Origin of the sequence: Saccharopolyspora galaxeae (genome assembly GCF_016526145.1) — a bacterium.
Classification (GTDB): Bacteria; Actinomycetota; Actinomycetes; order Mycobacteriales; family Pseudonocardiaceae; genus Saccharopolyspora_C; species Saccharopolyspora_C galaxeae.
The window spans coordinates 18,289-39,581 of the sequence record NZ_JADDUE010000010.1 but is presented as its reverse complement, the minus strand read 5'-3'; the positions used below and the strand labels follow the sequence as shown (position 1 = coordinate 39,581).

The 21,293-nt window shown below is 69.7% G+C and carries 17 protein-coding genes; 10 read left to right on the top strand and 7 right to left on the bottom strand.

Features of this window, described 5'->3' with window-relative positions:
* Positions 1 to 7 precede the first annotated feature (7 nt).
* Positions 8 to 1,333 (bottom strand): MFS transporter, encoded by a 1,326-nt coding sequence (locus INP57_RS21895; protein ID WP_307850208.1) that lies wholly within the window; start codon positions 1,331 to 1,333, stop codon positions 8 to 10.
* 243 nt (positions 1,334 to 1,576) lie between these two features.
* Between INP57_RS21895 and INP57_RS21890 the strand changes: the two genes are divergently transcribed.
* Positions 1,577 to 2,596, top strand: coding sequence for an Lrp/AsnC family transcriptional regulator (locus INP57_RS21890; protein ID WP_200072188.1), 1,020 nt, complete (start codon positions 1,577 to 1,579; stop codon positions 2,594 to 2,596).
* A 72-nt stretch (positions 2,597 to 2,668) separates the two neighbouring features.
* Here the strand turns inward: INP57_RS21890 and INP57_RS21885 are convergent, their stop codons facing one another.
* The gene (locus INP57_RS21885; RefSeq protein ID WP_200072187.1) at positions 2,669 to 3,799 is read right to left on the bottom strand and encodes an L-talarate/galactarate dehydratase; all 1,131 of its coding nucleotides are present in this window, start codon (positions 3,797 to 3,799) and stop codon (positions 2,669 to 2,671) included.
* Positions 3,800 to 3,859: 60 nt separating this feature from the next.
* Positions 3,860 to 5,233 (bottom strand): MFS transporter, encoded by a 1,374-nt coding sequence (locus tag INP57_RS21880; protein WP_200072186.1) that lies wholly within the window; start codon positions 5,231 to 5,233, stop codon positions 3,860 to 3,862.
* A 304-nt stretch (positions 5,234 to 5,537) separates the two neighbouring features.
* Between INP57_RS21880 and INP57_RS21875 the strand changes: the two genes are divergently transcribed.
* The gene (locus INP57_RS21875; RefSeq protein ID WP_233628056.1) at positions 5,538 to 6,392 is read left to right on the top strand and encodes an SAM-dependent methyltransferase; all 855 of its coding nucleotides are present in this window, start codon (positions 5,538 to 5,540) and stop codon (positions 6,390 to 6,392) included.
* Between the two features lie 120 nt (positions 6,393 to 6,512).
* Positions 6,513 to 7,370: an SAM-dependent methyltransferase gene (locus tag INP57_RS21870; protein ID WP_295146246.1), complete on the top strand. Its 858-nt coding sequence runs from the start codon at positions 6,513 to 6,515 to the stop codon at positions 7,368 to 7,370.
* A gap of 27 nt (positions 7,371 to 7,397) precedes the next feature.
* Here INP57_RS21870 and INP57_RS21865 read toward each other — a convergent pair whose 3' ends face one another.
* Positions 7,398 to 8,090: a TetR/AcrR family transcriptional regulator gene (locus INP57_RS21865; protein WP_200072185.1), complete on the bottom strand. Its 693-nt coding sequence runs from the start codon at positions 8,088 to 8,090 to the stop codon at positions 7,398 to 7,400.
* A gap of 88 nt (positions 8,091 to 8,178) precedes the next feature.
* Between INP57_RS21865 and INP57_RS21860 the strand changes: the two genes are divergently transcribed.
* On the top strand, positions 8,179 to 9,117 hold the full coding sequence (locus INP57_RS21860) for an NAD-dependent epimerase/dehydratase family protein (protein WP_200072184.1): 939 nt from the start codon (positions 8,179 to 8,181) through the stop codon (positions 9,115 to 9,117).
* A gap of 24 nt (positions 9,118 to 9,141) precedes the next feature.
* Here the strand turns inward: INP57_RS21860 and INP57_RS21855 are convergent, their stop codons facing one another.
* The 3 genes from INP57_RS21855 to INP57_RS21845 form a co-directional block, all read right to left on the bottom strand.
* On the bottom strand, positions 9,142 to 10,257 hold the full coding sequence (locus tag INP57_RS21855; RefSeq protein WP_200072183.1) for a magnesium and cobalt transport protein CorA: 1,116 nt from the start codon (positions 10,255 to 10,257) through the stop codon (positions 9,142 to 9,144).
* Between the two features lie 262 nt (positions 10,258 to 10,519).
* Positions 10,520 to 12,475: a primary-amine oxidase gene (locus INP57_RS21850; protein ID WP_200072182.1), complete on the bottom strand. Its 1,956-nt coding sequence runs from the start codon at positions 12,473 to 12,475 to the stop codon at positions 10,520 to 10,522.
* A gap of 186 nt (positions 12,476 to 12,661) precedes the next feature.
* Positions 12,662 to 13,669 (bottom strand): bile acid:sodium symporter family protein, encoded by a 1,008-nt coding sequence (locus INP57_RS21845; RefSeq protein WP_200072181.1) that lies wholly within the window; start codon positions 13,667 to 13,669, stop codon positions 12,662 to 12,664.
* 115 nt (positions 13,670 to 13,784) lie between these two features.
* Between INP57_RS21845 and INP57_RS21840 the strand changes: the two genes are divergently transcribed.
* The 6 genes from INP57_RS21840 (at position 13,785) to INP57_RS21815 (ending at position 21,218) form a co-directional block, all read left to right on the top strand.
* Positions 13,785 to 14,636, top strand: coding sequence for a LysR substrate-binding domain-containing protein (locus INP57_RS21840; protein ID WP_200072180.1), 852 nt, complete (start codon positions 13,785 to 13,787; stop codon positions 14,634 to 14,636).
* Positions 14,637 to 14,863: 227 nt separating this feature from the next.
* Entirely contained in the window at positions 14,864 to 15,487 is a 624-nt protein-coding gene (locus INP57_RS21835) for a FadR/GntR family transcriptional regulator (RefSeq protein WP_200072179.1), read from the top strand.
* A gap of 263 nt (positions 15,488 to 15,750) precedes the next feature.
* Positions 15,751 to 17,187 (top strand): amidase, encoded by a 1,437-nt coding sequence (locus tag INP57_RS21830; RefSeq protein ID WP_200072178.1) that lies wholly within the window; start codon positions 15,751 to 15,753, stop codon positions 17,185 to 17,187.
* A 267-nt stretch (positions 17,188 to 17,454) separates the two neighbouring features.
* Positions 17,455 to 19,065 carry an acyl-CoA carboxylase subunit beta gene (locus INP57_RS21825; protein ID WP_200072177.1) on the top strand — a complete coding sequence of 537 codons (1,611 nt, stop codon included), beginning with the start codon at positions 17,455 to 17,457 and terminating at the stop codon, positions 19,063 to 19,065.
* Complete coding sequence (locus INP57_RS21820) at positions 19,062 to 19,280, top strand: acyl-CoA carboxylase epsilon subunit (RefSeq protein WP_295145283.1); 219 nt, start codon at positions 19,062 to 19,064, stop codon at positions 19,278 to 19,280. The genes INP57_RS21825 and INP57_RS21820 overlap by 4 nt, the downstream gene beginning before the upstream one ends.
* 141 nt (positions 19,281 to 19,421) lie before the next feature.
* Entirely contained in the window at positions 19,422 to 21,218 is a 1,797-nt protein-coding gene (locus INP57_RS21815; RefSeq protein ID WP_233628055.1) for an acetyl/propionyl/methylcrotonyl-CoA carboxylase subunit alpha, read from the top strand.
* Positions 21,219 to 21,293 lie beyond the last annotated feature (75 nt).

The window sequence follows — 21,293 nt, the reverse complement described above, 5'->3', positions numbered from 1 at the left end:
CCCGAATTCACACCGCGGCGCCGTCGCGATCCGACGCCGGATCGCTGCTTTGCGCGGACTCCGGCAGCAGCAGCGCGGCCACCAGCGACAGCACCGCAGCCCCCACCAGGTAGTAGGCGGGTGCCAGCCGGCCGCTCGCGGCCAGCGCGCTCAGGATCAGCGGCGTGAAGCCGCCGAACACCGACACGGAGACGCTGTAGGCGACCGAGAGCCCGCTGTAGCGCACGCTGGTCGGGAAGCTCTCGGCCAGCGCCGTGGCCAAGCACCCGGTCATCGGCGCGAGCACCACGGCCAGCACGAGGTAACCGAGCGCGGCCGAGCCGAACGTGCCGTGCAGGAACAGCAGGTACGTGGGCACCGCGCACACCACCAGCACGGCCAGCGAACCGACGAGCATCGGCCTGCGCCGCCCGATGCGGTCCGCGTACAGCGCCCACAGCGGGATCAGCACCAGCTGCGCGCAGGTACCGATCATCATCGCGGCGAACATCTGCCCGCGCGCGAGACCGACCTGCTCGACCAGGAACGCCGGGAAGAACGCTTGCACCATGTAGAAGAACGTCGTGCCGGTGATCATCAAGCCGATCACCTTCAGCACGTTCGGCCAGTGCTCGCGCAGCACCGTCGGCAGCGGCGCGCCCCGTTCGCCGCCCTGCTCGGCCTTGAACTGAGGTGTCTCGTCCAGGCGCAGCCGCAGGTAGAAGCCGATGACGCCGAGCGGCAACGTGAGCAGGAACGGAATCCGCCAGCCCCACGCGTTGAGGGCCTGCTCGCTGAGCACCGCGCTCAGCGAAGCACCGACCGCGGAACCGGCGAGCCCGGCCAGCATCTGGGTGAAGAACTGCCAGCTGCCGAAGAAGTTCCTCCGGTGCTCGGGCGCGTACTCGACCATGTAGGCCGTCGCGCCGCCGAACTCGCCACCGGCGGAGAACCCCTGCGCCACCCGCGCCACGATCAGCAGGATCGGCGCGAGCACACCGATGGTGTCGGCGTTCGGCAGCACGCCGATCACGAAGGTGGCCGCCGACATCCCGATCAGCGACACGGCGAGCGTGCCGCGCCTGCCGAGCCGGTCACCGAAGTGCCCGAACACCAGCGCGCCGAGCGGGCGCAGCACGAACGAGATGCCGAACGCGGCGAACGTGGGGATCAGCGAGCTCGTGCCGTCCGGGACGGGGAAGAAGTTCACCGCGATGGCGGCGGCGAAGAACCCGTAGAGGGTGAACTCGAACCATTCGACGAAGTTGCCGATCGACGCCGCCAGCACGGCTTTGCGGCGCACGGCCGGTGGCGCCGGTGCGGCGCCGTTCGGTGGGTGGTTCGGCTCGGTCACTTCGGCACCTGCTTTCACTTCAGCCGGGGACCTCGCGGTCCGGCACCCGGCTGCGGGCGTCCATCGCGGCGGCAGCTCCGGGCTCGACGAGCCCCGGCTCGCACTGGGCACCACCGGGCACCGGACCCCGCGGAGTGATCGGCGACACGGCGTGCTGAGGTGACAGGCAGTGTGCTGCTGCGGGAACAACGGTCGAACAGATCGAAGGATTCGTGCACCGCGAAGCGCTGCTGGAGGTGATTCGTGCATCCGCTGCTGGACGAGCAGGACCTGTCACTGCTGCACGCCCTGCAGATCGCACCTCGGGTGAGCTGGGCGGATGCCGCGCGCGTGCTCGGTTCGACGGCGACGACGCTGGCCGCGCGCTGGGAACGGCTGCGCTCCAGCGGAACGGCGTGGGTCACCGCGCACGCGGGCGGGAAGCTGAGCACGGTCACGCTCGCGTTCGTCGAGCTCGACGTCGCCCCGCAGCGGCGGAGCGAGGTCATCGGCGCGTTGTGCCGCGACCCGCGGGCGGCCACGATCGACGAGACCGCCAGCGGCCGGGACCTGATCATCACCGTGCTGACTCCGGACCACGACTCGCTGACGCGGTTCGCGCTCGACGAGCTGCCGCGGATCCCGGGCGTGCAGCGGGTCGACACGCACCTGGCGACGAAGGTGCACACGGAGGGCAGCCGCTGGCGGCTCGACGCGCTCGACCCGGCACAGCGATCCGAGCTGCAGGCCGCCGCACCGCGGACTGACGGGTTCACCTCGCTCCCGGAGCACTACTGGCCGCTGGTCGAGGCGCTGATCCACGATGGACGGCGCAGCGCCGCCGACATCGCGCGCGTCCTCGACCGCAATCCGGCCACGGTGCGGCGGCAGGTCGGCAGGTTGCTGGCCTCGGAGCAGCTGTCCTTCCGCTGCGACGTGGCGCAGGTCCGTTCGCAGTGGCCGATGTCGTGCATCTTCCTGGCCGAGCTGCCCGCCGCGGAACTGGACCGCACGGTGCGCTCGTTGCGCACCCTCGCCGAACTGCGGCTGTGCGTGTCGACAGTGGGCAAGGCGAACCTGCTTTTCCAGCTGTGGGCGCGTTCGCCCGCCGATCTGCGGCGGCTGGAGCTGCTGCTGGCCGAGAAGCTGCCGCGGCTGTCGATCAACGAGCGGGTGCTGGTGCTGCGGGTGGCCAAGCGGATGGGCTGGCTGCTGGACGAATCCGGGCGCTGCACCGGGGAAGTCGTGGTGCCCAGCGTGACTCCCCGGTGGCTGCCCGGGTGACTTCGGCCGGTCGGAAGACTGCTGTTGCCCGAATGACCGTTGCCCGCACGGATCGCTGCGGCGGCCGGGTGATCAGCCGGTGACCTCGTGCTCGGCGACGGTCCACGCGCGGGCCTGATCGCTGAGCGTCACGCCGAGCCCGGGACGCGCGGACAGGTGCATCCGCCCGTCGGAGATCTCCAAGTGCTCGTTGAACAACGGGTCCAGCCACTCGAAGTGCTCCACCCACGGTTCGTGCGGATACGCCGCGGCGAGGTGCACGTGGATCTCCATCGCGAAGTGCGGCGCGAGTTGCAGGTGCTGCTGCTCGGCCAGCGCCATGACCTTCAGGAATCGCGAGATCCCGCCGATGCGGGGAGCGTCCGGCTGCACCACGTCGGCGCCGCCGAGCCGGATGAGCTCCGCGTGCTCGGCGGTGCTCGCCAGCATCTCGCCGGTCGCGATCGGAGTGTCGAATGTGGACGCCAGCGCGTGGTGGCCCGCGGAGTCGTAGGCGTCCAGCGGTTCCTCGATCCACACCAGTTCCAGCGGTTCGAGTGCCCGGCACATCCGGCGCGCCGCGGTCCGGTCCCACTGCTGGTTCGCGTCGACCATCAGCGGGACGGAATCGCCGAGCTTCTCCCGGACCGCGCTGACCCTGGCCAGGTCCGCGGCGCCGTCCGGGTGCCCGACTTTCAGCTTGATCCCGCCGATGCCGTCGCGCACCGAGCTCGCGGCGCGTTCCACGACTTCTTCGATCGGCGCGTGCAGAAATCCACCCGATGTGTTGTAGCAGCGCACCGAATCCCTGTGCGCCCCAAGGAGTTTGCCCAGCGGCAAGTCCGCGCGCTTGGCCTTGAGGTCCCACAGCGCGACGTCGAAGGCGGCGATCGCCTGGATCGCCAGTCCGCTGCGCCCGACCGAGGCGCCCGCCCAGACGAGCTTGTCCCAGATCTTGCCGATGTCGCTGGGATCCTCGTCCAGCAGCACCGGTGCGATCTCGCGCGCGTGCGCGAACTGGCCGGGTCCGCCCGCGCGCTTGGAGTAGCTGAAGCCGATGCCTTCCGCGCCGTCGTCGGTGCTGATCTCGGCGAACAGCATCGCGACCTCGGTCATCGGCCGTTGCCTGCCGGTGAGCACCTTGGCGTCGGAGATCGCGGTCGGCAGCGGCAGTGTGATCGACGAGATCTTCACCCGGCTGATCCGGTCGAAACCCGTGCTCATGGTCGCTCCATTCGTGACGTGTGCGGCGCTTCAGCGAACGGATCCTCCACAGAGGACTACTCAGTCCGCGTCGAACTGGATTCGTTTGATCGGGCCCATCACCGCGAAACCGACCAGTGCGAGCAGTCCGTGCGCGGCCACGAACCACAACGCGGTGTGGAAGGAACCGGTGACCTGCACGGTGTAGCCGATGACGATCGGCGTGACGATCCCCGCGGCGTTGCCGAACGCGTTCATGGTCGAGCCGACGAAACTCGCGGCCTCCGGCGGCGCGATGTCGGTGGTGATCGCCCAGCCGAGCGCGCCGAGCCCCTTGCCGAAGAACGCCAGCGTCATCAGCGCGATGATCAGCGCGCTGCTGTCGGTGAGATTGCACAGCCCGATGCTGGTGGCCAGCACCATCCCGAGCACAGAAGGGATTTTGCGCGCGGCGGTCACCGAAAGCCCGCGACGCAGCAACGCGTCCGAGAAGAAGCCGCCGAGCAGCCCGCCGCCGAACCCGCACAGCGCCGGGAGCGCCGCGACGAAACCGACTTCGAGAAGCGACAATCCGCGGCCCTGCACCAAGTAAACCGGGAACCAGGTGATGAAGAAGTACGTCAGCGCGTTGATCGCGTACTGCGTGATGTAGACGCCCCACAGCCCGCGGAAGGTGAAGATCTTCCCGAGGCTGCGCCAGTTCAGCGCCTCCCGCGATGCGCCGCGCGCACCCGCCTCATCGAGGTCGACGAGCCCGCCGCCGTCGCGGATCGTTCCCAGCTCCTTCGCGCTCACGCGCGGATGGTTCCGCGGCGAATCCATCCACCGGAACCACAGCACGGCCAGCACCAGCCCCAGCGCACCGAGCATCACGAACACCCAGCGCCAGCCGAACTGGTGCGTCAGCCACCCCATGACCGGCGCGAACGCGGCGGTGGCGAAGTACTGCGCGGAGTTGAACACCGCCGTGGCCCTGCCCCGCTCCGCGGTCGGGAACCAGGTCGTCGCCACCCGGGCGTTGGCGGGAAACGCCGGGGATTCGAAGGCGCCCAGCAGCAGCCGCAGCACAAAGATGGTCGTCACGGCCACCAGCACCGGTGTCGTGATCAGCCCGACGAGGCTCACCGCGAGCGTGACCAACGTCCACAGCACCAGGCTCAGGCCGTAGATCCGGCGCGCGCCGAACCGGTCGAGCAGCACGCCGCCGGGCAGTTGCGCGATCACGTAGGCCCAGCTGAACGCCGAGAAGATGTAGCCCAGCTGCACGGTGCTGAAGCCCAGATCGGCCTGCACGCTGCTACCGGTGATCGACAGGCTGCTGCGATCCGCGTAGTTCACCGTGGTGATCACGAAGATCAGCGCGAGCACCAGCATCCGGGTCGGCACCCTGGGCCCGGCCGGACTTCCCGCGCCTGCCCCATTTTCCGCGCTGACCCTCGGTTCGGTCTCAGACATCGTCGTCCTTCCCGGTGCGAAACCGGCGGCGCCGCCTCGCCCGCCTACGGTCCGGCGGGATCGAAGACTAGGACGAGCCCGGATGCGGATCTAACACCGTTTTCGCATGTTCCGATGCGGCGAGGGCATTGCTCGCGGTCAGCTCGACCCGCACCGGAACGGCGGCCGGGCGGGAGCTCCCGACGCAGAACAGCCACCCGGCGTAGCCGATTACCTCCAAAGTGGGACGATGTGGTAAACCTTGATCGACACGGCAAGCACTTCTTCAACCACACCCGGTGCCACCGGGCGGTGAGGAGCCCTGTTGGTCCGGCAGCGCAGCAGCGACACGCAGCAGCCCAACGTCGCCCGCGTCTACGACTACTTCCTCGGCGGGGCGGCGAACTACGCGGTGGACCGCGAGTTCGTCAAACGCGCGCTGCAGCGGTTCCCGTTCGTGGAATCGGTCGCGAAGGCGAACCGGCTGTTCCTGCACCGGACCGTGCGCTACCTGCTGTCCCAAGGCGTCCGGCAGTTCATCGACATCGGCTCGGGCGTGCCCACGATGGGCGCGACGCACCAGATCGCCGCCGAGGCCGGTGGCGCCCGCGTCGTCTACGTCGACAACGAGGACGTCGCGGTGGCGCAGTCGAAGCTGGAGCTGGAGCGCGACGGCGACCCGCGGCGGCACACCGTGGTGCGCGCCGACCTCCGCGAACCGGACGAGCTGTGGCAGGCCGTGGCGACCTCCGGAATCGTGACGCTGCGCGAACCGGTCGCGGTGCTGCTGCTGGCCGTGCTGCACGTCAAGCAGCTCGACGACGCCGGCCGCGATGTCGGCCCGGCATCGGTCGCGCGGTTGCGCGAGCTGATCTCGCCCGGTTCCTACTTCGCGCTCTCGCACGGCACCGACGATCAGGTTCCCGACGGGCGGGCCACCAAGATGGCCGAGTTCGCGGCGATGTACGACCACACCGCGACCCCGGTGATCTGGCGCTCGCAATCCGAGATCGAGGCGCTGTTCGGGGACTTCGAACTGGTCGAGCCGGGCATGACCTGGACCCCGCTGTGGCGCCCGGAGTACGGCGATTCCAGCGAGCCGGACCTCGGGTTCAGCGATCCTTCGGAGTCCATCGGCTGGGCGGGCGTCGCCCGCAAGCCACGGCCGCAGGTGTTCTGAGTCCGGCCACGAGCACGGTCCGCCAGTAGGCGGTCGACTGCCCTCCGGCCACGTGTGGTAACCATTGGCCTTCGCGTTCTTCGGTCGTGATCGGCGTGCTCGTTCGGTGAGGAGATCCCCGTGGTCCGGCAACGCAAGATCGATACGCACCAGCCCAACGTCGCGCGCGTCTACGACTTCTACCTGGGCGGGCAGGCCAATTACGCGGTGGACCGCGAATTCGGCAGGCGCGCGCTGGAACGCTTCCCGTTCGTCGAATCCGTGGCGAAGGCCAACCGGCTGTTCCTGCACCGCGTGGTGCGCTACCTGCTGTCCCAAGGAATTCGGCAGTTCATCGACGTCGGCGCGGGCGTGCCCACGATGGGCGCCACCCACCAGATCGCCGCGGACGCCGGTGTCGAGGCCCGGGTGGTCTACGTGGACAACGAGGAGGTGGCCGTCGCGCACTCCGAACTGGAGCTGGAGCGCAACGGTGACCCGCGGCGGCACGGCGTGCTCCGCGCCGACCTGTGCGAACCCGACGAGCTGTGGCAAGCCGTGGCGGGCACCGGAATCCTGAAGCTGCGCGAGCCCGTCGCGCTGCTGATGATCGCGGTGCTGCACGTGCAACAGCTCGACGATCAAGGCCAGGACATCGGCCCCGCCTGCGTCGAGCGGTTCCGCGAACTGCTCTCCCCCGGCTCCTACCTGGCGTTGTCGCACGGCACCGCGGACGACGTGCCGGACGGGCTGGCAACGGAAATGGCCGAGTGCGCGGCGATGTACGACCACACCGCCACTCCGGTGCTGTGGCGCTCGCACCGCGAGATCGAGGCGCTCTTCGGCGACTTCGAGGTCGCCGAGCCGGGAGCCACCTGGACCCCGCTGTGGCGCCCGGAGCACGGCGACGGGCAGACCGCGATCAGCTTCGACGACCCGTCGGAGTCCCTGGTCTGGGCGGGCGTCGCCCGGAAGCCGCGCCGCGCCGAACGGTCCTGAGCCGAAGTCCCGCTCCGGCCGGGACGCTCACGGCAGCCGGTAGGTGTCGGCGAGCAGCCCGAGTTCGGCGTCCAGCAACTCGCCCGGATCGTGCCCCATGCCGGCGAATTGGCCGTTGACTTCGAGCCCGACGATGCCGTGCAGGCGGGACAGCGCCGTGACCGCCCCGGCCAGCGCGGCTCCGGCCGCTGCGGGTTCGACGTGCGCACCGGTCCAGGCCGCCACGGCGGGATCTCGTTCGTTCCACCGTTGCAGCTGGTCGACGAGCGGCTGCTGATCGGGGCGCGCGGCGGCGAACACCCGCACCACCGGTTCCAGCGCCGCGCGCGCGTTGGCCACGGTGTCCGGCGGCGCTGCGTAGCCCGGCAGCGGTGACCCGAAGATCAGCAGGTAGCGGTGCGGTTGTTCGCGCGCCCACGCCCGGTACGCGCGCCCGAGCCGCAACAACCGGGCGCGCGGCGGCGAATCCGGCTCGGCAGGGGCGGACACGGCCGCGGCCAAGTCGTCGTAGGCGTCCCGGACCAGCTCGCTGATCAGCTCGTCCCGCCCGGCGTAGTACCTGTAGAGCGCGGGCCCGGACAGGCCGAGCTCCTTGGCTATCCGGGTCAGCGCGATCGCGCCGATCCCGCCTTCGGACAGCTGCCGCAGGGCGATCGCCTTGATCTCGCCCCTGGTCTGCTCGCGGAACCGGTCCCGCGGTGTCGTCGCGCCCTCGGCCACAGATGTTCCTCCTTGCCACGTTCCGCGACCTAGTCTAGCTTTAGTTACGGTCCATAACTAAGGCGACACACCATAACAAGGAGCATCCATGCCGCAGCAGCTGCACGTCGTGCTGGGAGCGGGTCCGGCCGGAACGGCGCTGGCCCGCGAACTCGCCCGCCGCGGTCACCGCGCCCGTCTGGTCAACCGCAGCGGCGCAGGCCCGGACGCCGAAGGGGTCGAGCGGGCGCGCGCGGACGTGCTCGACGCCGCCGAGCTGCGGACCGCCGTGCACGGCGCGGACGTCGTGCACCACTGCGTCAACGTCGAATACCACCGGCAGGTCGAAGTGCTGCCGAAGGTCCAGGACGCGGTGCTGGCGGCCGCGGCCGAAGCGGACGCGCGACTCGTCGTGCTGGACACGCTCTACCCGTACGGCGAAACGGGCGGGGCGGTGATGACCGAGCGCACCCCGATGACCGCGACCACCCGCAAGGGCCGGATGCGCGCCGAACTGGACGAGAACTACCTCGCCGCGCACCGCTCGGGCCGGGTCCGGGTCGCGCTGGGCCGGTCAGCGGACTTCTTCGGCCCCGGCGTATTCAACTCGACGCTCGGGGCGACCGCGTTCCCGCCCGCGCTGACCGGCGGCCGGGTGCTGGGCTTCGGGAACCTCGACCTGCTGCACAGCTACACCTTCATCGACGACGTCGCCGCGGGCCTCGCCGCGCTCGGCGAGCACCCGGAATCGGACGGGCAGGTCTGGCACCTGCCCACCGCACCGGCGAGCACGACGCGGGAGGTGCACGAGATCATCGGCAAGCTCGCGGGCCGCCCGCTCGACGTCCACGTGCTGCGCGAGCCCGAACCGTTCGGACCGTTCGACGAGGTCTTCATGGGCGAGTACGCCGAGCTGTTCTACCAGCACACCGAGCACCAGGTGATGGATTCGGGAGCGTTCGAGCGGACCTTCGGCACGCGACCGACCCCGCTGGTGACCGCGCTGGAGACCACGCTCGACTGGTTCCGCACCGCGATTTCCCGCTGACGGCGGCGATTTCCCGGCACGCCCTCAGAGCCAGTCGCGCCGCTTGAACACCACGTACAGCAGCACGCAGACGACGATCATCAGCCCGACCGCCATCGGGTAACCGAAGCTCCAGTGCAGCTCGGGCATGGCGTCGAAGTTCATCCCGTAGACGGTGCCGACCAGCGTCGGCGCGAACAGGATCGCCGCCCACGAGGAGATGCTCTTGACTTGCTCGCTCTGCGCGTAGCTGGCCTCGGTGAGGCTCTTCATCTTCTCGTTCTGCTCCTGGGTGACCAGCGTGGCGTTGACCGAGAGGATGTCGGAGATCATCTGCCGGAAGCCGCCGACCCGCTCGGCGACCGTGGTCGCGTGGTCGGTCACGTCCCGCAAGCGGCGGTGCAGTTCCGCGTCGGCGTCGCGCTCGGCGTAGTTCGCGCCGACTTCCTCCAGGATTCCCAGCAGCGGGCTGGTGGCCCGCTGCAGCTCGATGACTTCGCGGGAGAGCTGGTAGGTGCGCCGGGATGCGTTCGGGTCACCACCGAACACCTGCGTTTCGATCTCGTCGATGTCGTGCTGCACGCCTTCCACCACCGGCGCGTAGTCGTCGACCACGGCGTCCAGCACGGCGTAGAGCACCGCGTGCGGCCCGCGGCGCAACAGCTCCGGCGCTGCTTCCATGCGGTCGCGCACCGCGGACAGGTCCGGGGAGCGGCCGTGCCGCACGGTCAGCACGAAGTCCGGGCCGATGAACAGGTGCAGCTCACCGAGTTCGACCTGCTCGGTCTCGTCCAGGTAGCGCGCGGGCCGCAGCACCACGAACAGCGTTTCGTCGTAGCGTTCCACCTTGGGCCGCTGGTGGGCCAGGATGGCGTCTTCGACGGCGAGTTCGTGCAGCCCGAACTCCTCGGCCGCGGCCTGCAGTTCCTCGGCGCTGGGGCGGTAGAGCCCGACCCAGGCCATCGCGCCGTCCTCGTCCGCCAGCGCGCGACTGGTCTCGGCCAGCGACTCCGGCGAGCGCGCGCGCCGGCCGTCGACGTAGATCGCGGTGCCGACCAGCCGTTCGTCCGGCGACGCCTGTTCGACGCGGGCTTCGTGCCCGGCCTGCTCGCCTGCTGCCCCGCGGCGCGCCCCCGGCAGCCGCGGGCCTTGCTGTGCCATCCGGTGATGCCCTCCCTGCGTGTCCGGCACGCCACCCTAACCGCGCCGGGTACGCGGTTTCCGAGCACGTTGCGCCCGGAGTGAACGGCCCGCTGGTCCCAATAGATTGGACGAACAGGCCGTTCACTCCGCGATCAGGGGCACTCGGCCGACACACGCGGGCGCCGCTCGATCCGCGCACTCATACCGGAGTGAACGGACCGTTGGTCCCAATAGATTGGGCGAACAGGCCGTTCGCTCCAGGCTCGTGGCAGTGGGAGGGTCAGTGGCAGGGCGGTGCGGGAACGTCCAATGTGGGGTTCCGGTCGAAGAATCCGTTGGGCTTCAACGTGAATCCGCAGGTGTCGATCGGCATCACCGGCCAGTCCTCGGTGCGCGGGAAGTGCGTCGTGCCGAAGGTGTGCCACAGCACCAGATCGGCACCGTCGATCGATTCGCCCGCGGCGACGTACTCGGGAACCCCGGCACCGCCCGCGTTCTGGTTGACGTGCTCACCCGCGGGCCAGCGCTGCCCGTCCCGGTACCGCGACACCCACAGGTGCTTGGTCGCGAACACCGCCCGGCGCGCGTTCGGGGAGTCGTCATCGGCCAGCAACGTCGGCTGCCCCTGCGGATGCAGCACGTAGCCGACCGGTCGGCCGAGCCGGTTGGTGACTTCCGGGTTCGTCACCCGCCAGCTCCGCGCGACCGAATTGTCGGCCATCCGCCCGGATTCCGTCTCCAGCCGGATCGAGGTGCGGGTGAATCCGTTGCCGTGCGGGTTCTCCGCGCCCATCGGCACCCGCCGCACCTCGACCTCGTCGACGGCGTTGCGCAGCCCGTCCACCATCATGTCCAGCCGCGCGCCGAACAGGTGCTGGTGGAACGGCGCCCCGAGGCCCGGCGCGAGCTCGCTCGCCCACGGATACCCGCCGTCCGGGTACGCAGCCCCCGGGTCCGCAGCCCCCGGGTCCGCAGTCCCCGGGTAAGCGGAGGTGAACACGACACCGGTCGACTTGACCTCCAACTGGATCGTGCCGTCCAGGTAGAGGTACCAGTAGAAGCCGTAGTCGTAGTTGCCGATGGTGGCGAAGAAGGAGATGACCAGCCTGCGCTGCCGCCGCGCCTGCTTGGAACCGGTGAAGATGTCGGTGTGCTTCCACAGCAGCCCGGCGTCCTCCTCGTGCAGGCAGATCGCGTTGTCGACGGTCAGCGGTTCGCCGTGGTCGTCGGCGACGGTGACGTCGAAGTAGCGGATCTCGCCGAGGCAGTCGCAGCCGCGCCGCAGCGAGTTCACCTGCTTGCCCAGCAGGTACTCCCCGGCGTCGAAGTAGCTCTGCCAGAACCGCACCGGGCCCGGATCGCCGTAGGGCACGACCATCTCGGCGATCGACGCGCGGTGCACGATCGGTCGCAGCCGGTCCCCGTCCCGGTAGTGGATCTGGTGCAGCACCAAGCCTTCGCGGGCGTCGAAGCCGATCCGGAACCGCCAGTCGTGCCAGCTCACCGCATCGCCGGAGACGGTGAAGCTGGGTCCTTCCGGCTGGCTGATCTCGATCGGCCGCAAGTCGGTGCGGGCCGGCCCGGTCTGCTCCGGATCGTCGAAATTCCCCTCCTCGGCGGGGATCGGCACGAGCGCGTGGTCGATCACGTCGAGGACCTTGCGCTCGATCAGGTCCACGTAGGCGACCAGGCCGTCGATCGGGTGCGCCCACGGGTGATCCTCCGGGCGGTGCTGCAGGAAGCTGAGCACGCGCACCATCCGGCGGCCTTGCTCGCCGGGGATGTCGAACACGCCCGCGGACAGCGGGCAGGCGCGCACCTGCGCGGTGTCGTTGATGCCGCGCCGGGCCAGCGCGTAGGTCCACCGCTCGTCGGCGGCGACGATCTCGCCGACACCTGCGAGGTCCTCGCCGAGGATCGGCGGCTGCCCTTCGGCGACCACGTCCACCTCGCGCAGCGATCCCACCGCGCGATCCGGCAGCGACACCACGGCCTCGGTGACCCGGCCGCTGCCGGTCTCCAGCAGCAGCGCCTTGACGCGGCGCGGTACCGGGTCGCCGTCCCGGAACGCCAGCACGTCGGCCTTCGGCGGTTCCTCCAGGCCGAGGTAGGCGAAGCGGGTCGATGCTCCGGCGGCTCCGGTTTCGCGCAGGACCTCGCGGGCGGTGCGGATTTCTGCCGGTTGCAGGCGGTCGAGCGGATGTGCCGGTGCTTGCTCGGCTGCTCGCGTCGTCATCATCGTGCTCCTCGTCGAGCCCGTGGTCGAGTGCCGCGGATCGGGTCGCGGGCGCCGACGGGATCACCGCGGAACGACAGACACCTGGACCGCCCCGTGGCCCAGTTCACGACGATTACGCTACGGAGAAGCGCGCGGAGCTGGCAAGGAGCGTCACCGGTACGCGCAGCACGGGTGCGCGGCTGCTCAGCGTGCGGCCGCGACCTCGGGTTCCGGCGCGCGCTGCGGCTCGGCGGCGCTGCCCTGCCGCTGCGCCAGCACCGCGCACACGATCAGCTGCGTCAGGTGGTAGAGCATCACCGGCAGCACGACCAGCCCGACCAAGGTGCTGGGGAACAGCACGTTCGCGATGGGCAACCCGGTGGCGAGGCTCTTGACCGAGCCGCAGAACACGATCGCCTTCTCGTCGCCGCGGTCGAACCCGAGCACGCGGGCGGCTCCCCTGGTGATCAGCAGCACCGCGGTCAGCAGCACCGCGATCACCGCGAACAGCGCCGCGAGCTGGAGCACGCCGATCTGCTGCCAGATACCGCCCGCCATGCTCTTGCTGAACGCGACGTAGACGATCAGCAGGATGGAGCCGCGGTCGTAGTAGCTCAGCACCTTCTTGTGCCGCTCGATCCCGTCGCCGATCCAGCGCCGCGACAGGTGTCCCACCACGAACGGCAGCAGCAGCTGGAAGACCAGGCTCAGCACCGAGCTCGCGGAGATCCCGCCGCCGTCGCCACCCATCAGCAGTGCGACGAGCAACGGCGTGAGCGCGATACCGGCCATGTTGGACAGTGACGCCGAGCAGATCGCGGACGCCACGTTTCCGCCCGCTGTGGCGGTGAAAGCGATCGAAGACTGCACAGTGGACGGAAGCGTGCACAGGAACAGCACACCGCTGTAGAGCGCGGGCGTGAGCACCACCGGAACCAGCAGGTTCGCGCCGAGCCCGAGCAGCGGGAACAGTGCGAAGGTGCACAGGAACACCACGACGTGCAGCCGCCAGTGCTTGAGTCCATCGAGGACGGCGCGGGATGAAAGCCGCGCGCCGTAGAGGAAGAACAGCCCGGCGATGGCCACGTCGGTGACGCTGTCGGCGACGGTCGCGCCCGCACCGCTGGCGGGCGCCAGCGCGGCGACGCCGACGGTGGCCAGCAAGGCGAGGACGTAGGGATCGGGGCGCAGACGGCGCAGCAGCGTGCTCATGTGCCTTCCTCACCGGACGGGTTGACTCGCCGCGAGTCTCAGCCACCGCTCGGTTGGCTGTGAACCACGATTTCCGTGGTGACGGTTATCGCGAAGCGCGATAACGTGGCCGTCGATGTTCCCTCCGGCCCTGCTCAGGACGTTCCTCGTGGTGGCGCAGACGCGGAGCTTCACCCAGGCCGCGCAGCGGCTCGGTGTGCGGCAATCCACAGTCAGCCAGCACGTCCGCAAGCTCGAGCAGGTCGCGTCCCGGCGGCTGTTCACCCGCAGCACGCACGCCGTCGCGCTCACCGCCGACGGCGAGGCGATGGTGGGTTTCGCGCGCAGCATCCTCGCGGCCAACGAGCGCGCGACGAGCTACTTCGCCGGTTCCGAACTGCGCGGGCGGTTGCGCTTCGGCGCCTCGGAGGACTTCGTGCTGTCCAAGCTGCCGGAGATCCTGGCCGAGTTCCGGCGTTCGCACCGGCTGGTCGACCTGGAGCTGACCGTCGGGATGAGCGGCACGCTGCACGAGCAGCTGCACAACGACGAACTCGACCTCGTCTTCGGCAAGCGCCGCCCCGGGCAGTCGGTGGGCAGGCTGGTGTGGCGGGAACCGCTGGTGTGGATCGGGCGCGAGGATCTGTCGCTGGATCCGGGCGAGCCGGTGCCGCTGATCCTGTACCCGCCGCCGAGCATCACGCGCGCGCAGGCGCTGGAAACGCTGGAACGGCAAGGACTTTCATGGCGGATCACGTGCACCAGCGGGAGCTTCAGCGGATTGCGCGCCGCGGCACTGGCCGGGCTGGGGGTCGCGGTGCACGCTCGCAGCCTGGTGCCGGAAGGATTGCGCCAGCTGCCCGCGCACGCCCGGCTTCCCGACCCGGGAGAGGTGGAGTTCGTGCTGCTGGGCGGTTACGGCACGGACGAAGGGCCCGCCGCGGCGCTTTCCGCAGCCATCCTGGACAACAGCGACCGGCTGCACTGAATCCGGCCGGTGCTCCGCAACGCCTCGCCGCGCTTGGCACCAGTAGCGCCGCGCTCCGCACCAACCGAATTGTGCGGACGGTCCACATAGGACACCGTCCTGTGCGGCAGATCTCATCCTTACGCGAGCTCTGTTAACCGGCGCGTCACAGTTGGTTCAGCCACTCGGCCACTTCGGCTGTCTAAATTCGGGATCGTCCGAAGTGCCCGACTCCAGCGAGGTGCCACTTGCCGACCGTTTTCCGCGAAGTGAACCGCTCCCGGCTCTACGAGCAGGTGCTGGCCCAACTGCGCGAGCACATCGCCGCGGAAGGGCTGCGCACGGGCGATCGCCTGCCACCGGAACGCAGGCTCGCCGAACTGCTGGGCGTGAGCCGCGCTTCGGTCAAACAAGCCGTCGTGGCACTGGAATCCGAGGGCGTCGTGCAGGTGTGCCACGGCAACGGCACCTACCTCCGGACCGACCTCGACGCGGCGGGCGCGCAACCGCGCACGGATCGGGACGCCGCGGAGACCGCGGTCGAGGCGCACCGGGCATTGGAGGTGAAGCTCGCCGAACTCGCCGCGCGGAATCGCGGTGACACCGATCTCGCAAGCCTTGACTCGGCAGTGACCGCGCACGGTCAAGGAATATTAGAACATTTTCATGAAACGGTGCGCGAGGCGGCGCACAACCCACTGCTGGCCGATTTCGCGCGGGAAGCCGCGGAATACGCGGAAAGCCCGCCCTGCGAACCCCGCAGCGGGTCGGCCGCGGCCGAGCACGCACGCATCGCCGAAGCGATCGCAGCAGGTCACGCCCATACCGCAGGACTCGAAATGGCCAGGCACCTGAACGCTTCCGCGCACTGATCCGAGCCGAATCCAGCCGGAAATCCAGTACTCTCCGCGGTGCACCCAATAGGGCGTGGTCGAAGTCACTCAATGCCGCGCGGAAGATTGTCCTCGCAGGTCGCGATACCGCACGATTGTCCGGCGGTGTCCTGATTATGACGCTGTGCGCCCCCTGTTCAACTTTTCGCAAAATTTCGTCTTTAGTGTTGCTCACGTCGTCCGCTCCGACTCCAGCCCGCTCACCGCCGCGCGGGCCGTCGCCGGCTGCGCTGGAGGAAACAATGACCCCCGTCCACTGGCAAACCGCGGGTGAACTCGCCGCCGCTGTGCGGTCCGGCGAGCTCAGCGCCCGCGAGGTGGTGCGAAGCCACCTCGACCAGGTAGAGCAACTCAACCCGCACGTGAACGCGATCGTCACCCTCGTCGCCGAACAGGCGATGGAGCAGGCCCGCGCCGCCGACGATCAGCTCGCGTCGGGGGCCGAAGTGGGCCCGCTGCACGGAATTCCCATCGCGCACAAGGACACCCACGCCACCTCCGGGATCCGCACGACATCCGGTTCGCCGATCCTGCGGGACCGCACCCCGAAGCGCGACGAGCTGATCGTCGAGCGGTTGCGGGCCGCGGGCGCGATCACCATCGGCAAGACCAACGTCCCGGAGTTCTCCGCCGGGGCGCACACGTTCAACCCGTTGTTCGGACCGACCCGCAACCCCTACGACCTCACCCGCACGCCGGGTGGGAGCAGCGGCGGTGCCGCGGCCGCTCTCGCCGCCGGGATGCATCCCCTCGCCGACGGCAGCGACATGGGCGGTTCGCTGCGGTTCCCCGCGGCGTTCTGCAACGTCGTCGGGTTCCGGCCCTCCCCGGGACGGGTGCCGATCCGCGCGAAGTACGGCTGGGACCGGCTGACCGTGCACGGGCCGATGGCCCGCTCGGTGTCCGACGTGGCACTTGCGATGTCCGTGATCGCCGGGCCGGACCAGCGCTGCCCGCAGTCGCTGAACGATCCGGGCGAGCAGTTCGCCGTGCCGCTGCAAAGCGATGTTCGCGGACTGCGCGTCGCCGTTTCCCCCGACTTCGGCGGGGAATTGGCGGTGGAGCCGGAGGCCGCCGAGCTGGTGCAGCGCCAGGCTGCCGTGTTCGAGGAACTGGGCTGCCAGGTCGACGACACCTGCCCGGACTTCACCGGCGCCGACGAAGCGTTCCAGGTGCTGCGGTCCTGGAGCCTGGAGATGACCCTGGGCGAGCTGTTCGACAAGCACCGCGAGCACGTCAAGTCCAGCCTGGCGCGCAACATCGAGCACGGCCGCAGGCTCAGCGGGCCGGACATCGGCAGGGCCGCGATGCTGCACACCAAGCTGTTCCACACGATGCAGGCGTTCTTCGAGCACTACGACGTGCTGGCGCTGCCGGTGAGCCAAGTTGCGCCGTTCGACCTCGCGCAGGAATTCCCGCAGCGCATCACGGGAATCCCGCAGGAGAGCTACCTCGACTGGATGCGCTCGTGCTCGTGGGTCTCGGTCACCGGCCTGCCCGCGCTGTCGGTACCGGCCGGTTTCACCGAAAGCGGGCTTCCGATGGGCGTGCAGCTGGTCGGCCCGCCGCAGCGCGATCTCGACCTGCTGCGGATCGGGTACGCCTTCGAGCAGGCGAGCGGGCACGGGCAGCGGCGGGCCCGGCTGGTCACCGACCGCGAAACCCCGGTCCCCGCCTGAGATCGCGGCATCCGCGGGACCGCGGGTGCCGCAACGACCGCGCAATGGGGCGCCTGGCGGAGGCTGACCACCTCGTTTCCCTCCGCCGCCGGAAAATCCGCGCCGCTCGGCGCCCGTCCCGGACGATGTCCGGTGCGGGTGCCGGACGGTGCAGCAAATCGATCGCATCGGTCCTCATCGGACGGTGTCGAGCCAACATGTCGGCCGCTCCTCGATCGGCCGCTCATCCATGATCGCCCCTGCTTCCCTGATTGGCAGAGTTCTTCCATGACCCGCGTCAACGACGCCCAGGACAGCACTCCGGCACCGCCGGAGACGTCCATCCCCCAGGACATGCGTTCCCGAGTGGACCAGCTGCACGAAAAGCGCCGGACCGTCCACGACGGGCCTGGCGAGAAGGCCACCGAGCGCCAGCACGCCAAGGGCAAGCTCACCGCCCGGGAACGGATCGAGGCCCTGCTCGATGCTGATTCGTTCGTCGAGGTCGAAGGACTGCGCAGGCACCGCGCCACCGGTTTCGGACTGGAACGCAACCGCCCGCACACCGACGGCGTCATCACCGGTTGGGGCAAGATCGACGACCGCACGGTGTTCGTCTACGCGCACGACTTCCGCGTTTTCGGCGGCTCGCTCGGTGAATCGCACGCGCAGAAGATCCACAAGATCATGGACATGGCCGAGACGGCGGGTGCGCCGCTGATCAGTCTCAACGACGGCGCGGGCGCCCGGATCCAGGAGGGCGTCACGGCGCTGGCCGGCTACGGCGGCATCTTCAGCCGCAACGTCCGTGCTTCCGGGGTGATCCCGCAGATCAGCGTGATGCTCGGACCGTGCGCCGGTGGCGCGGCCTACTCCCCCGCGCTGACGGATTTCGTGTTCATCGTGCGGGACATCTCGCAGATGTTCATCACCGGTCCCGAGGTGGTGGAGGCCGTCACGGGCGAAGCGGTCACGCACGACGAGCTCGGCGGAGCCGACGTGCACTCCACCCGGTCCGGAGTGGCCGCGTTCGTGCACGACGACGAGCGCGAATGCCTCGAGGACGTGCGGTACCTGGTTACGCTGCTGCCGTCCAACAACCAGGAAACGCCGCCGGTGAGCGACAGCGGCGACCCCGCCGACCGGCGCAACGACTCGCTGACCGAGCTGGTGCCCGCCGAACCGAACCGCTCCTACGACATGCGCGCGGTGCTCGACGAGGTCGCCGACGACGGGGACTACCTCGAAGTGCACCAGCACTGGGCGAACAACGTGCTGTGCGCGTTCGCCCGCATCGACGGGCATCCCGTCGGGCTGATCGCCAACCAGCCGCAGACGCTGGCCGGGGCGCTGGACATCAACGCGTCCGAGAAGGCCGCGCGGTTCGTGCACACCTGCGACGCGTTCGGCATTCCGCTGGTGACGCTCGTCGACGTGCCCGGCTTCCTCCCCGGTACCGATCAGGAGCACCAGGGAATCATCCGGCATGGAGCCAAGTTGCTCTACGCCTACTGCTCCGCGAGCGTTCCGCGCGTGCAGGTCATCCTGCGCAAGGCGTACGGCGGCGCGTACATCGTGATGGACTCGCGCTCCATCGGCGCCGACGTGTCGTTCACCTGGCCCAGCAACGAAATCGCCGTGATGGGCGCGGACGGTGCCGCCAACATCGTGTTCCGCAAGGAGATCGCCGCGGCCGAGGATCCGGAGCAAGCGCGCGCCGACCTCACCGAGCAATACCGCGAAGAACTCATGCACCCCTACTACGCGGCCGAGCGCGGCCTGGTCGACGACGTGATCGATCCGGCCGAGACCAGGCACGTGCTGGCCCGCACGCTGGAAATGCTGCGCCGCAAGAAGGCGAGCCTGCCGCACCGCAGGCACGGCATCCCGCCGATGTGACCGAAGTGGACACCGACATGCACGACGAGCAGAACTTCCGGGTACTGCGCGGCAATCCGGACGATCCCGAGCTCGCCGCGGCGCTGATCGCGCTGGGCGCGGCGGCCGGTTCCGCGCCGGAGCCCGCGAAACCACGACCCACGACCCCCGCGCGCTGGCAGGTGTTCGGCTACCAGCCGCCGAACGCCTGGTCGCCCTCACCCGCTTCCTGGTGAGGATGCACCGCGCGGACGCGCGCATCAAACACCGCGCGACGCGCACATCAAACACCGCGCCTCGCGCATTTCCGACACCGCGCAGCGGGAGTTTCCGACACCGAGCACCGCTCGGCGACTACTTGCGGGAGCAGAACGAACATGCCTCACAGCGACCAGTCCAGCGCTGACCTGCCCAGCGCTGCGCTCAAGAAGGTGCTGATCGCCAACCGCGGCGAGATCGCGGTGCGCGTGGTCCGCGCCTGCCAGGACGAGGAGATCGCAAGCGTGGCCGTCTACGCCGAGCCGGACGCCGAAGCACCTTTCGTGCGGCTGGCCGACGAGGCGTTCGCCCTCGGCGGGCAGACCGCCGCGGACAGCTACCTGGACTTCGAGAAGGTCCTCGACGCCGCGCGGCGCTCCGGTGCCGATGCGGTGCACCCCGGTTACGGATTCCTGTCCGAGAACGCCGATTTCGCCCAGGCCGTGCTCGACGCCGGTCTGGTGTGGATCGGCCCGTCCCCGCAGGCGATCCGCGACCTCGGCGACAAGGTCACCGCGCGGCACATCGCCGACCGCGCGGGAGCGCCCCTGGTGCCGGGCACCAAGGACCCGGTGGGCGACGCCGACGAGGTCGTGCGGTTCGCCACCGAGCACGGTCTTCCGGTCGCCATCAAGGCCGCATCCGGCGGCGGTGGCCGCGGGCTGAAGGTCGCGCGCACGCTGGAAGAAATCCCCGAACTCTACGAGTCCGCGTTCCGCGAGGCCGCTTCGGCGTTCGGCCGCGGGGAGTGCTTCGTGGAGCGCTACCTGGACCGGCCGCGGCACGTCGAAGCCCAGGTGCTGGCCGACCAGCACGGCAACGTGGTCGTGGTCGGCACCCGCGACTGCACCCTGCAGCGGCGGCACCAGAAGCTCGTCGAGGAGGCCCCGGCCCCATTCCTGACCGGCGAGCAGCGCGACCGGATTCACCAGGCGGCGCGGGCGATCTGCGCCGAAGCGCACTACTCCGGCGCGGGCACGGTGGAATTCCTCGTCGGCGAGGACGGCACGATCTCGTTCCTGGAGGTCAACACCCGGCTGCAGGTCGAGCACCCGGTCTCCGAGGAGACCACCGGACTGGACCTGGTGCGCGAGCAGTTCCGCATCGCCGAGGGCGAGCGGCTGCGGCACACCACCGATCCGGAGCCGGTCGGCCACTCCATCGAATTCCGCATAAACGGCGAGGATCCGGGACGCGACTTCATGCCCGCGCCCGGCAAGGTGACCCGCCTGCGCACCCCGTCCGGCCCGGGTGTCCGGGTGGACGGCGGCATCGACGAGGGCACCACGATCGGCGGGAACTTCGACTCGCTGCTCGCGAAGCTCATCGTCACCGGCGCGTCCCGCGCGCAGGCGCTGCAGCGGGCGCGCCGCGCTCTGGAGGAGATGACGGTCGAAGGAATCCCCACGGTGCTGCCGTTTCACCGTGCCGTGGTGCGGGATCCCGCGTTCACCGCGGAATCCGGATTCGACGTGCACACCCGCTGGATCGAGACCGAGTTCGCCAACACGATCTCGCCGGCTCCCGCGCCGGAGGCTCCGGAGTCCGCACAGGACGGTCGTGAGGTCGTCGTCGAGGTCGGCGGCCGGCGGCTGGAGGTCAAGCTGCCCGCGGATTTCGCGGCGACTCCGGCTCCCCCCGCCCAGCGCGCCAAACCGGCTCCGGCGCGCAAGCGGCGTGGTTCGGGCACCCAGCCCTCGGGCGACTCGGTCACCGCGCCGATGCAGGGCACCGTCGTCAAAATCGCCGCGGAGGACGGCCAGCAGGTGGAAACCGGTGATCTGCTGCTGGTGCTCGAGGCGATGAAGATGGAGAACTCCATCACCGCGCACAAGAGCGGAACGGTCAGCGGGCTGGAGGCCGCGGCCGGGGACTCCATCGCGCAAGGTGCCGCGCTGTGCCGGATCGCGGACTGAGCCCTCGCAGGCTCGTGGTTGTCGTGATCGAAGATCGTGGGGCCGGGGTGGCCGGAACTCGGCCGCTCCGGCGTC